15 protein-coding genes and 2 riboswitches are annotated in these 13,884 nt (G+C 32.4%); of the genes, 5 read left to right on the plus strand and 10 right to left on the minus strand.

The window, feature by feature from the left end; all coding sequences use genetic code 11:
• Positions 1-27: 27 nt before the first annotated feature.
• Positions 28-166, minus strand: a riboswitch (FMN riboswitch).
• 146 nt (positions 167-312) lie between these two features.
• From CD147_RS09390 to CD147_RS09400, 3 genes are all read right to left on the minus strand, one after another.
• Positions 313-1,800, minus strand: a complete 1,488-nt coding sequence (locus tag CD147_RS09390) for an FAD/NAD(P)-binding protein (RefSeq protein ID WP_103167137.1) — start codon at positions 1,798-1,800, stop codon at positions 313-315.
• A gap of 300 nt (positions 1,801-2,100) precedes the next feature.
• Entirely contained in the window at positions 2,101-2,949 is an 849-nt protein-coding gene (gene sagB, locus CD147_RS09395) for a peptidoglycan release complex glucosaminidase SagB (protein ID WP_103167138.1), read from the minus strand.
• 209 nt (positions 2,950-3,158) lie between these two features.
• The gene (locus CD147_RS09400) at positions 3,159-3,383 is read right to left on the minus strand and encodes a hypothetical protein (protein ID WP_103167139.1); all 225 of its coding nucleotides are present in this window, start codon (positions 3,381-3,383) and stop codon (positions 3,159-3,161) included.
• An 874-nt stretch (positions 3,384-4,257) separates the two neighbouring features.
• Between CD147_RS09400 and CD147_RS09410 the strand changes: the two genes are divergently transcribed.
• Complete coding sequence (locus CD147_RS09410; protein WP_233643273.1) at positions 4,258-4,572, plus strand: competence protein ComK; 315 nt, start codon at positions 4,258-4,260, stop codon at positions 4,570-4,572.
• Here CD147_RS09410 and CD147_RS09415 read toward each other — a convergent pair.
• Positions 4,559-5,017 (minus strand): hypothetical protein, encoded by a 459-nt coding sequence (locus tag CD147_RS09415; protein WP_103167142.1) that lies wholly within the window; start codon positions 5,015-5,017, stop codon positions 4,559-4,561. The two genes, CD147_RS09410 and CD147_RS09415, sit on opposite strands and share 14 nt — an antisense overlap.
• A gap of 177 nt (positions 5,018-5,194) precedes the next feature.
• Entirely contained in the window at positions 5,195-5,914 is a 720-nt protein-coding gene (locus tag CD147_RS09420) for a transaldolase (RefSeq protein ID WP_103167143.1), read from the minus strand.
• Between the two features lie 273 nt (positions 5,915-6,187).
• Here CD147_RS09420 and CD147_RS09425 point away from each other — a divergent pair, with 273 nt between their 5' ends.
• The 3 genes from CD147_RS09425 to crcB (CD147_RS09435) are packed head-to-tail and all read left to right on the plus strand — an operon-like array spanning position 6,188 to position 7,262.
• Positions 6,188-6,496, plus strand: coding sequence for a hypothetical protein (locus tag CD147_RS09425; RefSeq protein WP_103167144.1), 309 nt, complete (start codon positions 6,188-6,190; stop codon positions 6,494-6,496).
• Positions 6,497-6,543: 47 nt separating this feature from the next.
• Positions 6,544-6,906 carry a fluoride efflux transporter CrcB gene (gene crcB, locus CD147_RS09430; protein ID WP_103167145.1) on the plus strand — a complete coding sequence of 121 codons (363 nt, stop codon included), beginning with the start codon at positions 6,544-6,546 and terminating at the stop codon, positions 6,904-6,906.
• Complete coding sequence (crcB, locus tag CD147_RS09435) at positions 6,906-7,262, plus strand: fluoride efflux transporter CrcB (protein ID WP_103167146.1); 357 nt, start codon at positions 6,906-6,908, stop codon at positions 7,260-7,262. Before crcB (CD147_RS09430) ends, crcB (CD147_RS09435) begins: the two co-directional genes overlap by 1 nt.
• Before the next feature lie 54 nt (positions 7,263-7,316).
• On the opposite strand, the gene CD147_RS09440 is transcribed toward crcB (CD147_RS09435), so the two are convergent.
• The 3 genes from CD147_RS09440 to metK form a co-directional block, all read right to left on the minus strand.
• On the minus strand, positions 7,317-8,153 hold the full coding sequence (locus CD147_RS09440) for an aldo/keto reductase (RefSeq protein WP_103167147.1): 837 nt from the start codon (positions 8,151-8,153) through the stop codon (positions 7,317-7,319).
• A gap of 150 nt (positions 8,154-8,303) precedes the next feature.
• Entirely contained in the window at positions 8,304-9,212 is a 909-nt protein-coding gene (locus CD147_RS09445) for an NERD domain-containing protein (RefSeq protein ID WP_103167148.1), read from the minus strand.
• A gap of 97 nt (positions 9,213-9,309) precedes the next feature.
• Entirely contained in the window at positions 9,310-10,506 is a 1,197-nt protein-coding gene (gene metK, locus CD147_RS09450; RefSeq protein WP_103167149.1) for a methionine adenosyltransferase, read from the minus strand.
• Between the two features lie 115 nt (positions 10,507-10,621).
• A riboswitch (SAM riboswitch) is annotated at positions 10,622-10,732 on the minus strand.
• A gap of 162 nt (positions 10,733-10,894) precedes the next feature.
• Here metK and pckA point away from each other — a divergent pair.
• Entirely contained in the window at positions 10,895-12,487 is a 1,593-nt protein-coding gene (pckA, locus tag CD147_RS09455) for a phosphoenolpyruvate carboxykinase (ATP) (protein WP_103167150.1), read from the plus strand.
• A gap of 147 nt (positions 12,488-12,634) precedes the next feature.
• Here pckA and CD147_RS09460 read toward each other — a convergent pair whose 3' ends face one another.
• Both CD147_RS09460 and ytkD read right to left on the minus strand, forming a co-directional pair.
• Positions 12,635-13,408 carry an alpha/beta hydrolase family protein gene (locus tag CD147_RS09460; protein WP_103167151.1) on the minus strand — a complete coding sequence of 258 codons (774 nt, stop codon included), beginning with the start codon at positions 13,406-13,408 and terminating at the stop codon, positions 12,635-12,637.
• The gene (gene ytkD, locus CD147_RS09465; RefSeq protein ID WP_103167152.1) at positions 13,389-13,862 is read right to left on the minus strand and encodes an RNA deprotection pyrophosphohydrolase; all 474 of its coding nucleotides are present in this window, start codon (positions 13,860-13,862) and stop codon (positions 13,389-13,391) included. The genes CD147_RS09460 and ytkD overlap by 20 nt, the downstream gene beginning before the upstream one ends.
• Positions 13,863-13,884: the final 22 nt, after the last annotated feature.

Below are 13,884 nucleotides of genomic sequence, written 5' to 3' on the forward strand. Positions count from 1 at the left end.
AATAAACGTCTTTATTCAACGACGTCTTCATTCTTTCTCCCATCCAGACTTTTACTGTCGGCTCTAGAGTCTCACTAGATCAACCGAGGATGTCGTTACCAACATGCTCGGGTCGCAGGCTTAATTTACTGCCGGTTGGGAATTACACCCCGCCCCGAAAGAATTACTATGAAATTGTGATTATTGAGTTAATGTAGATTAGTTACTACAAAATAATCATACCCTTTATTTTTATAAATTACAAATGTAGAAACCATGTAAAAGTGAGAGTTCGCTATTTAATGGATAGTTCAGCTAAATAAGTGTAAAGATTTACTCTTTGTGGTCAAAGTGACTTTGTGTTTTGTATAAATAATCAACTGTACTAACAGCTTGATCAACAATCATTTTCACGCCATTACGTAATTTGTTAACTCCATTCGTAACGTGACCGATAGCAATCATATTATTAAGCGTGCCATATCTCGGGCTAATAACTTGGTTTGTCTCTGGAATGATTTGAATACCGCCCATTGGATGAGGTTGTACGATACGATGATTTTCAAGATTTAAAATAAGCCGATCATCTTCGTCTAAATCTGCTAAATGCGTTTTTGCACCGGTAGCATTGATAACGACATCATAGCGATATGCCACATCATCGTCTTTAAATTTTAAGATAAACTGACTATCATCATGTGAAACATCTTCTAATCCTCTTTTTATAATGAGTGAGTCATTATTTATCAGTTCGATAATTAATTTTGCAGTTCTCGGTGGCATCGGATTAGAATTTAATTGAATGATCTTTGTAAAACGTTGATCGAATTCTCTTTGATCTTCTTTACTCAAACTATTCCAAATCCAATTTAAATTTTCTTTAATATTTTCAATTAAACTTTGGAATATTCCCACTTTCTCAGGGTTTTGTAAATCATATTCTATATCAGCAATTGCATTTCCAGTTCGACGGTGTGCCAATTCTTCTAAATCAATCTTATAATGCTTACAATCTAATTTAAACAGTTCGAACGCACGTTCTAAAGGTACATTACCATAATGTTGCGCCTTTAATTTATTAAAATTTTCTTTAGTTAAGTGTTTAAAATTAAGGGGAATCATCTTTCCTCTAACACTAGGTAAATGAGCCGAACGACTCGTCATTGTAATAGGTAATTTCGGATGATGTGCGGTTACATAACGTACAACATCGAGACTTGCTAATCCTGTGCCAATAATTGCAATATCATCAGATTGAGATACATCATCCAATGTATTGTATGTAGGATAAGGCGTTGGTATATAGCCTTCTTTTCCTTTTAACTTATATGGGTCGTGGTAAGCAAACGTTCCAGTTGTTAAGAAGATATAATCATATTCTTTCCATTCATTCATATCTTCTGACGTACACACGTAATATCTGAGTGTCGTTTCACCTACTTCTGACTTTGTAAATATCTCATAGACTTCTTTATTAATAATAGTGAGATTATTATATGAATGTTCATAGTTTGAAAGATACGATTTCATATAATGGCCAAATACAAATCGAGGTAAATATTGAGGGTTGTCAAATTTAAATTTAGTTTGCTCCTGATACCACTTCCAGAACTCTTCATCATCATCTAAATTCAAGCTCATATTTTTGGTAGGCAAATTAATCAAGAGTTGACTACTATCATTTTGAAAAGGGACGCCCTGCCCCATGTTTTTAGCATTATCATACACATCTACTTGGAGATTTTTAAACTCATCATACTTTACCAGTTGTCTAAGCACACTCACTCCAGCTGTGCCCGTTCCAATAATTGCAACACGCATATTTAACATCATCCTTCAGTTGAACTCTATATTTATTTAACTATTCTAATATTATATCAATAACTTAATACCTATAAAATGAATTATACTTACTATATATAGCCTTTCTATATAATTTTTAACCTATTTACGATATGTTATTATCAAGATACTGAGGTGAGATAAATGAAATTTTTAATTAAAGTTGCTTTAGTCTTCGTGATTGCTTTTAGTTGGTTAAGTAGAAAAAATAAAGCCGAATAACTATATAACCTAAAAAACCAACGCGCCACTTATATACGAGACGCGTTGGTTTTTATATTATTTATGTTTGTTATCATCTTTATAAACGTAAAGTTTAAAATATTTACCTTCAGTTTTCATTTCTTTATAGAAATCGGCGATAATTTGAGCATTACTTTCTGCCCATTTAATATCTGTTGCATATTGATGTTCTCCTGGGTTCTTAGGATTCCATCTCATACTATATAATGTATTTTGGTCATTATGTGATAAGAAATGTTGATGTATAAAATCAGCTCCACCTTTAATCGCTTTTTCAGGTGAATCCCAACCATGTTTTTTAGCGTATTCTGCACCAGTTTTAATTGGATCACTATCTAAAGCACCGACACCATAGAAGTTATAATATTTTTTACCGTCAATTTCTACGCCATTCGCAAGTTCACTTTTAACTGAACCAGTTTCTAATAATGCATGAGAAATTAAATATACTTCGTTAACATGTTTTTCCTTCGCCGCTTCGATAAATGCATCAGTATGTTTCAACAACATAGGTCTATCAAATAACATACGTTTAATACGATTTTCATCAATACCTTGATATTTTGATAAATCTAAAAATTGGTATTTTTGTTTGTCATTTTCAATGAATTTACTACTATCCATTGCTGATTTAATTTCACCAGCTGACGCATCTCGCCACGCTGTATTGTTTTTATTTGAGACTTGTTGACTTGTGTAGTTATCGATTTGTTTCTCAGCAGCTTTATTTAATGTAACATTTAAATGTTCTACACTTTCTTCTTCATCAACGTTCTTGAAAAATATTTGATCAGAAATCATTGAGAAAAAGACAAAACCCGCTACTACTAAAACAATAAGCAACCCTACTAAACTTATAATAGAGCCCTTCTTGTGCTTTGTCATATTCACACCTCTTAGGTCATTGTTGTAATCTTATTTAAAGTCTTTCATGATAATAAAGTTTAACATTATTAATACCTTTAAACAATTTTATAGTTACAATGTTACAAATTCATAAAATAAAAGTAATCAAATTGAAATTTTATAAAATAAAAAGTAATGAAACAAGATTAATTTCATTACTTTAAGACAAGCCTGTCAATTTTATATAATTATTTGTTTTCATTGCGATAATCCATCATGATAAAGCTCGCTGCTTGTGATCTATTCTTATAAAAATATTGATTTAAATCAATTGTTCCTTCAATTTCGCCGTCACGGTACATCATTTCATTAGTAAAATTATTAATCATTACAAATTCTGAACGATCTCTAATAATGTCCAACTCATCATTTCTTGCAAAGAAATGCTCAAGATTTAAATGTGCATAATCCAACGCTATACCTCCCATATTTTAAATTGGCCTAAAGCCTATACCTTCAATTAATTTACCAATGTTAGGTACAATTCTATATAAATGTCGAATCACGTTCAAACAAACGAATTTAGACAAATTTCCACTAATATTAGCTATTCTATGTTTACTATTTAACATCTATTTTTTAAATTACGCAAATGATATTTCATTGTTTTTATTTTAGTATCTGCTTATCCGGAAAATTTAATTTATGTACATGAATAAGGAGAATTAAAATTAGCATTGAATTTTGAAGAAATATATCTTAAATATCATAAAATTATTCACTATTTGTTAAAACAATATCACATCAAGTATAATTATGATGAATTTTACCAATTATTATTAATTAAATTATGGCATTTATCTGTGTTATATCACCCCAATTCACACATAACAATGGCTTCCTTTTTATATACTCGATTAAAATTTTATCTTATTGACCTTTTCCGAAAAGAAAATATAAATCTTGAAACATCTCCTATAGATAATCAGATAATGTCCACTTTACCTATCTCTACAGTTGATAACTATGCATGTTATTTGAACGATATTAAATTATTTCTTAAGCCTAGTGAATATATGTGGCTTCATTATTACATTCAAGGCTATAAGCAATATGAAATAGCCCAATATATGCATGTATCTATTTCAATGATAAAAAAATATAAAACAAATGCTCTTATGAAACTTCGTGACTACTATCATGAAGGTGTATAGTATGTTACCTCATAATTCCTATAATTTATTATATCTCCAATCTTTAAAAAGCAGTTCGTTTAAGACCAAATGTTGCTTTACTGCTTATGACATGGTTCTACCTTTTTCTATAAAAAAGGTACTTACCTATTACTTGGAGCAACATAATAAATCTTACTTACAACAAGTAAAATTAGCGAAACGTTTGCTCACAATTAATAAATTAGTACCTTTGTATATTTCTGAAAAAGTTGTGTTATTCCCTATTAAACATCGACGTGCTCCCCTACAAGTTTATATTAATGCCCTCACTGTAATAGGTTTAAACTCACATAAAGATGGAACGCTTGTTACTTTTGAAAATAATTTATCGTTTTATGTGACTGAGCCTTATACATTAGTATATAAGAAATGGCAAGAATGCATACTATTAATGCATTTAGTCCGAAAAACTACTATGATTTATTAAATTTATACTCGAGTAGCTTTTTAGTAAATAATGCGGTTACCGATTTGATGAGTAGTAGACTTACTAAAGCTAGGAGTATTGAACCAATTAAAATTAAAATTACATCAATGACTGCAATCGATACTTGTGGATTTATAAAGTAATGAATAGCTGTCAGACTTGTAATAAAACCTGCGAGAAACATTCCCATTAAACATGCATAAATAAGTACCATACCTATTAACAAAATAAGTAAAGATGTACTAGATACATTCTTTTCTTTAAAAATATTTTCTTTTAAAAAGTTGTTGGCAAATTGAATAGGTTTGTTGAATTTCTTAGTTTTATCTTCTACATGATTAGATTGGCTATACTCGTATATTTTATCTTGTAGTAGTTCCTTTTCTTTCTTGTTTAAAAACCACAATTGTTTTTTTACTTTTTGTTCAAATGATGCTTGTTTCATACTGTGTTGTCTCTCCTTTTTCTCTCTTAAAGTAAATCTTAACGAGAATTGTTAACAGAAACAAGCGTTTAAAGTTTATATTTTCCCAAATAAAAACTCCGTGAAAGGAGCAGCGATAGTGAAGCATTACATGATGTATGCTTCAAACCGTCTCTTCACGGAGATTAATTATAAATTTTATAGAATTGATAAACCTGAACTTTGGATATCTTTAGCGAAACCTTGAACAGTGTCTACAGACAATTCATTGATATCGCGTCCTAAGTTGTTATTTACTTTTTTAACAACATCGGCTGGACATGTAATAATGTCGGCGCCAATTTCATCTGCTTGAATAACATTGAATAATTCACGACAACTTGCCCATAATAATTTCACGCCATCTTTACTGTGTGCCACTTCAACAGATTCTTTCATTAATGGTAGTGGATCTACGCCAGTGTCAGCTATACGCCCAGCAAATACAGAAATATATGTTGGTACGCCTGCAGTAACTGCTTCAGTAATTTCTTTTACTTGTTCAATTGTATATACAGCAGTAACGTTTAAACGTACATTATCAGCTGATAATTTTTTAATTAATGAGATTGTTGATTCGCCTTTTGAGTTTACTACAGGAATTTTAACAAATACGTTATCGCCATATTGTTTTAAGATTTCTGCTTCTTTCTCCATTGTTTCTAAATCATCTGAGAAGACTTCAAATGAAATTGAGGCATCTGGGATTTCACGAACCGCTTCTTCAGCAAATGCTTTATAGTCAGTAACTCCTGCTTTAGCCATTAAACTAGGATTAGTTGTGAAACCATCGACCTCTTTATTTTTATAAGCTGATTTCATTTGTTCAATATCAGCGCCATCTGCAAATACTTCTACTTTAAGATTACCTTTAGCCATATTTATTTCCTCCTGTATGTCATTTTACGAATATAGTCAAATTCCACCACAATGGAATTAAATTGCTATGTATATTATCCTATCTCACATGATGTAATTACTATTCCGTATAAATTAAACATTTATAATTTATTTATATCATTCTTAAAGACTGTTAGCGAATGTTTTGCACTTTTGATTATGAATTCCTATTAAAAGAAACTTTAATGCCACTATTATATCTTTCTATAAATATGGTAATATTGTTTAATGATATCGAGTAGGAGGATATATATGACGAAATCGAAAAAGTACTTCATTATATCAGTAGTGTTATTAATCATTAGTTTTTATTTTAATACATTTAATCCATTGTTAAGTCAACAAATCACATCTATTAAGTATTTGTTAATAGCTTGTAGTATCGTAAATGTTATTATTTTAGTTGCTGCAATTATATTTTCAGATAAAGCGATTAAACATTTAGGCAAACAACAACGTGGTTGGCTTAGAATTTGTAGCAAACTATTACCTTTTATCATTCTTTTAGTGATTTTATTCCATATTTATGCTTCTATTAGCACATTTGGCATTTTATCATAATTTATGGTAAATACTATTTCGCAATATTGAGTATAGGTGGTAAACAAATGCAATACGTTTTTATTTTTATAGGTGGTATGGTTGGCGCATTACTCAGATATTTAATATCTACGCTTAATTACACCTCTTCCTTACCTATTGGCACGCTTATCGCTAATGTAATAGGTGCCTTTTTAATGGGTTACCTTTCCACTGTTGCTATTCAATTATTTCAAAAATATCCTTTGATAAAAAAAGGGATGACAACTGGGCTAATGGGGGCGCTTACCACATTTTCAACATTCCAATTTGAACTTGTGAAAATGTTCCATCATGAATCGTTTAGTTCATTGCTAATATACGGACTAACGAGCTATATCGCCGGTATAATAATGTGTTGGTTCGGTGTTAAATTAGGAGGACGTAGGTGATGATTAACGGTTTACTAGTTATGCTAGGTGGCGGTTTAGGCGCAGTAGTAAGAGGATGGCTATCTGACTATATTAAGAAGAAATGGTCTTCAAGTTTTCCTATTGCAACGTTAATAGTGAACGTGTGTGGCAGTTTCTTAATTGGTTTAGTATTTAGTATGACACTGCACTATCAATGGTTTGGCATGTTTATTGTAACGGAGTTTTTAGGTGGATTAACTACCTTCTCCACAATGTCTTATGAACTTGTCCAAATGTTGACCTCGAAAATTAGTTTATTGCGCTTTATAAGCTATACATTACTACAATTTATTGTAGGCTTTATCGCCTGCTATATAGGATATACAATTAATTAAACACTTCATAATTAACGCTATTATCATCGCTAATTATGAAGTGTTTCCATTTACTTATTTACCTTCAAATGTATTTGGATCTGGTCCCACTCGTTTATCCTTATTTAAATCATCAATTTTCTTCATTTGTTCCTCAGATAATTCGAAATTAAAGACATTGATGTTTTCTTCTATTCTACTAGGTGTAACTGATTTAGGAATTACGATGACGCCATGCTGAATATTCCAACGTACAATTACTTGCGCTGTAGAAACATTCAGTTCATCTGCCACTTCTTTTAATGTCTCATCGTTCAGAATTTGAGCATTCATAAATGGCGACCATGATTCCATATAAATGTTTTGTACTTCTAAATATTTTCGAAGTTCTTTTTGTATAAAGTAAGGGTGAAATTCAACTTGATTAATAACTGGTTTAATAGAGACTTGGGCGAGTAAAGCTTCAAAATGCTCAGCATTAAAATTACTTACACCAATATTCTTCACTTTATTATCTTTATATAAATCTTCCATGCCTTTCCACGTATCTACCATAAGAGCTTCATTAGTCCCAGGCCAATGTACTAAATATAAATCTAAATACTCTAAACCTAATTTTTTAATACTTGTTTCATACGCTTGCGCCACGTTCTCACGACCAAAGTCTTCAAAATACAATTTAGAAGTGATAAATAAATCTTCACGGTTTAAACCAGTAGACTCAAGACCTTCTTTAATACCTAGCCCTACTTGTTCTTCATTACCATATACTTTAGCCGTATCAATACTACGATATCCCGCTTCAATGGCATGCTTTACTGCTTCTTTACATTCTTCATTATTTGCAACTCTAAATGTACCTAGGCCCACCTTAGGCATTTTATGCCCATTATAAAATTCAATTGTCTCCATAATATTCACTCCTCTTCTTATATTAATATAATTCCATATTCCCTAAATATTATTATGTAAAAACGTTTTCTGCATAAGAAAAGGCTAAAGATAATTCTAATCATAATTATCTTTAGCCTATCATATGAAACTTTATGGTGTAAGTATTATTTAATTAAATGTTTCGATTTTATCCATTACATCTTGTAGTTCATCTACATTATATTGAATACGTCCGTGGAAGACGAACTTATTAAAGAACTCATCTAACTGTTCAGGACCAACTAACACTTTGACACTTGAGCTTTGTGCATAGTTTGAAATAGTGACATCGCCATCATATTTAGGATTGAAATATAAAATAGATGTTGGTGTGTATTTAGCACCTAATTGTGTTTGTAAATCTGTCGCTAACTTTTCAATTGCTGCTAGTTGGTCAGAGTAATTTACAAATGATAATGAGTGCTTATCGTCGTTTTGATCTAGCACTATTGTTTGTGGAGAAGTAGCATCTAAATCTAACGTACTAAATACTTGCTCCATTAAAGGTAGCTCTTGGAATTGGTTACCGCTAATACCATTATAAACGTGTCCTTTTAAAAGTTGAGAATCAATAATGTAAAGTCCTGTACGTGTTAATACAAGGTGACTAATACGTTGAACATCGTTAAATTCATTACTTGGTAGGAAGATGTTCGCCATAATATGCATGTCTTCACGTCTGATACGTTTCTCGTTAACTAAGCGATCGCGTATACTAATTAAACGCATATCAGTAATATATTCACTTTTATTTTTAGAGAATACTTTAAGTGCATCGATTTCACGGTTTTTACCACTTACTGTTGCATCGAAATCTTCTTTTTGTTTCGTCACTTGTTTTTTATTCTCAATGCGTTCTTTTTCAAGAGCTTCTTCGTGAGAGGCTCTCATTTCTTTTTCTTTATGCTCATATTCTTCTTTTGTTTTTTGCTGAATATTATTTTTAGTTTTCAAAGCAACTAAGAATAATATTAGGCAGATAATAGCAATTACTATTGCTACAATTAAACCAATTTCAACTGGTCCAAATGAATTCATTAAAACAACGCTCCTTTTAAACTGTCAGTTACGTTCATTATAATAGAAAACATCTATAATTTCGACAATTAGCACATCCAATTGCTTAAAGCGTTAATTAACCTTGCACTGCATCTTTAAGTACATTAACTTTATCTAATTTCTCCCATGGTAATAACACATCGGTACGACCAAAATGACCATAAGCCGCAGTTTGTTTGTAGATTGGGTGTTTTAAATCTAACATTTTAATAATTCCTGCTGGTCGTAAATCAAAGTTTGCTCTAACTGCTTCTACGAGCTGTGCTTCTGTAACTTTACCAGTGTTAAATGTATCAATCGCTATTGAAACAGGTTCAGCTACGCCGATTGCATAAGCTAATTGTACTTCACACTGATCAGCTAACCCGGCTGCTACAATATTCTTCGCTACATAGCGTGCTGCATATGCTGCTGAGCGGTCAACTTTAGTTGGATCTTTACCACTGAAACAACCACCGCCATGACGTGCATAACCACCATATGTATCTACGATGATTTTACGTCCAGTTAAACCAGCATCACCTTGTGGCCCGCCAATTACGAAACGACCTGTTGGATTAATAAAGAATTTAGTATCTTCATCAATAAGTCCTTCTGGAACTGTAGGATAAATAACATGTTCTTTAATATCGCTTTGAATTTGTTCTAATTCAATATCGTCTGCGTGTTGAGATGATACGACGATAGTGTCAATACGTTTTGGTTTGTCATTTTCATCATATTCCACCGTTACTTGGACTTTACCATCTGGGCGTAAATATTTTAAAATGCCATCTTTACGCACGTCTGATAAGCGTTTAGCAAGTTGATGTGATAAGAAAATTGGTAAAGGCATATATGTTTCTGTTTCGTTAGTCGCATAACCAAACATTAAACCTTGGTCTCCTGCACCAGTTGCTTCAATTTCTTCTTCTGAAATATCATTTCTATATTCGTATGCTTTGTCTACCCCTTGAGCGATGTCAGGAGATTGCTCATCAATTGCTGTTAGTACAGCCATAGTTTGATAATCGTAACCATATTTAGCACGTGTATAACCAATGTTTTTAATTGTTTCGCGTACAACTTTAGGAATATCCACATATGTAGAAGTTGAAATTTCCCCTGAAATTAAAGCCATGCCAGTTGTTACTGTAGTTTCACAAGCAACACGAGCATTTGGGTCATCCTTTAAGATTTCATCTAAAATAGCATCAGAGACTTGGTCAGCAATTTTGTCCGGGTGGCCTTCTGTAACTGATTCTGAAGTAAATAAACGTTTATTATAAGTCATGATTGGCTCCTTTTTTCTTGTATTTACGAAAATTCTCTTTAAAATGATGAGCTAAAAAAATAAAAAAGCCTTCTTCACTAATAAGATAGAGAGAAGGCTCAGATACGTCCATTCGCTCTTATCGTTCAGACCATATTTGTCTGCAAACGGTTTGGCACCTTTCTTTAATAAAAAGAGGTTGCTGGGTTTCATTGGGTCCATGTCCCTCCACCACTCAGGATAAGAGAATCCGCTAAGAACTATACTACCGAATTCACTTATCAATGTCAATTTTGTTTTTTAATGATTTTTTGTCTTTTCCATGTGGAATAATCATTGTATTATGTTATACTACTTTAATGTAAAGGCTTACACGAAATATTTATAATTTGATGTTGGAGGGAAAGGTATGTCAGTAGATACATATAGCGAAACACCTAAAATTAAACAATTATTAGAAAAAGAAAGTTCACTATTTCAACTTTCTACAACTCAACTCTATTACAAGATTTTAAACAATAATGAAGGCGAATTAACAGAACTCGGAGCTGTAAACGCAAGCACTGGTAAATACACAGGGCGTTCTCCAAAAGATAAATTTATCGTAACTGAACCTTCTTACAAAGACAACATTGATTGGGGCGATATCAACCAACCTATCGATGAAGAAACATTCTTAAAACTTTACAATAAAGTTTTAACTTATCTAGATCAAAAAGATGAGCTATACGTGTTCAATGGCTATGCTGGTAGCGATAAAGATACACAATTAAAGTTAACAGTTATCAACGAACTTGCGTGGCATAATTTATTCGCACAAAATATGTTTATTCGACCTGAATCTAAAGAAGAAGCTAAAAATATAAAAGCCAATTTCACTATCGTTTCAGCACCATATTTCAAGGCTGACCCAGAAGTAGACGGTACTAAATCAGAAACATTTGTTATTATTTCATTTAAACATAAAGTCATTTTAATTGGTGGTACAGAATACGCTGGTGAAATGAAAAAAGGTATCTTCTCAGTTATGAACTATTTATTACCTATGCAAGATATTATGAGTATGCATTGCTCAGCTAACGTTGGCAATAAAGGCGATGTAGCATTATTCTTCGGATTATCAGGCACTGGTAAAACAACATTATCCGCTTCACCAGATCGTAAATTAATTGGTGATGATGAACACGGTTGGAATAAAAACGGTATCTTTAACATTGAAGGTGGTTGTTATGCTAAAGCGATTAACCTATCTAAAGAGAAAGAACCTCAAATTTATGATGCGATTCAATACGGTACAATTTTAGAAAATACTGTTGTAGATGAACGTGGCCGTGTAGACTTTGACGATAATACACATACTGAAAATACACGTGCAGCTTATCCTATTCATCATATCGATAATATCGTATTACCATCTAAAGCAGCACACCCTAATACGATTATTTTCTTAACTGCTGATGCCTTTGGCCTACTTCCGCCTATTTCAAAATTAACGAAAGCACAAGCTATGTATCACTTCCTAAGTGGTTTTACTTCTAAATTAGCAGGTACAGAACGTGGCGTAACAGAACCTGAACCATCATTCTCTACATGTTTTGGGGCACCTTTCTTACCATTAAATCCAATTAAATATGCTGATTTATTAGGCAAACTTATCGATGAACATGATGTAGATGTGTATCTAGTGAATACAGGCTGGACTGGTGGTAAATATGGTGTAGGTCGACGTATCAGCTTACATTACACACGTCATATGGTGGATCAAGCGATTTCAGGTAAATTAAAAGATGCTGAATTCACTAAAGATGAAAAATTCGGTCTAAGTATTCCAGTTGAAATAGAAGACGTACCTAAAACAATCCTTAACCCTATCAATGCATGGAGCGATTCAGATAAATATCGTGAACAAGCTGATGACTTAATCAAACGCTTTGAAGAAAATTTCAAGAAATTTGGTTCTGAAGTAGAAGATATTGCTCAAACTGGTGGCTTTAACAAGTAATATTAGAGTTTTCTATTTAATAAGATGAAAACAAAATACTGATATAAACTCCATAAATTTAAGAGGAGTGAAAGTGAATCGATTTGAATTCACCTTCACTCCTCTTTTTATAATATTAATTACATTAAATTCTGTTATTATTATAAATTAATTGTCGTTCTCGATGCATTTCATCCAGCTTTTAACACAAGTCAATGCATCTTTCATTGCTTTTGGTCTTGGCACATGACCTTCACTAGGTTGATAAAATGTTTCATACTTGGCATCTTTAACTTTTAACTGCTTTTCTAAATAATATGCTTGATTAATATTTACTTGTTTGTCTTTTCCTCCGTGAACGATTAGTATCGGCGGACTTTTACTATCGATTGATTTAACGGCATCTCGCTTATCATACTGATTAGCATCTTTCTTCGGGTGGCCTACCATGCGACGCAACATACCACGTAAATCCACGCGTTCTTCATACATTAAACGTACATCTGAAACGCCACCCCAAATGATATAACTATCGACTGGATAATCTTGAAATGTGAGTAATCCTTGTAACCCACCTCTAGAGAAACCAATCATATGAAGAAAAGCATCTGGATAGTATTGTTTTAAAATGCGTATCAGATATGTGACATCTTTTAAGTCAGCATTACAGAACTCATCTTGCCCTTCACTCCCACTGCTACCTCTATAATAAGGACCAATAACTAAAGTTTGTTCATTTGCAAATTGCATTAATCTCGCAGCTCTTACACGCCCTACTTGTCCTTTGCCACCTCGTAAATATATCACGATACGACGTACTTTATCACTAGAAGGCACCATTTGTAAGGCTTTTAACTTTAATCCATCCACAGTATAGGTGATTTCTTCAAAAATGTGTGTTTTAGAAGCAATAGGCATTTTCTTATTCTTGATAATATCCAAGCGCTATCACCCTTTCTAAACAATGTAAGATGGCATCATCTTGAATCAAATAACTTTGTTCATCATGAGGAATATCATTTAAATGTTTATATAATAAAGGACCATTTGTTTCTAAATAATCTTTTTTGGTTTCTAAACGCTCTACATTTATAAGATAGACATCTTTTTTGAACATGGAGCGATCTTGCGTAGAAACTTCGTATTGAGCAATATAGTGTACATCTTGAGCAATGCCACCCGTTTCTTCATACAATTCTCTTTCAATCGCATGTCTACTTTCTTCACCTTGTTCAACTTTACCTCCAGGAAATTCAATGCCTCTTATTTTGTGTTGCGTAAATAAGAGTTGATTATGAAAAATAGGAATAGCTAAAACGTGATTACCGTTTGGCCTATCATTGTCTGATTTATACTGCACTATTACAGGTCTATTATCTTTATCTATAAACTTCACATTGCTCACTACTCCTTTATAT

Source organism: Staphylococcus devriesei, assembly GCF_002902625.1.
Taxonomy (GTDB): Bacteria; Bacillota; Bacilli; order Staphylococcales; family Staphylococcaceae; genus Staphylococcus; species Staphylococcus devriesei.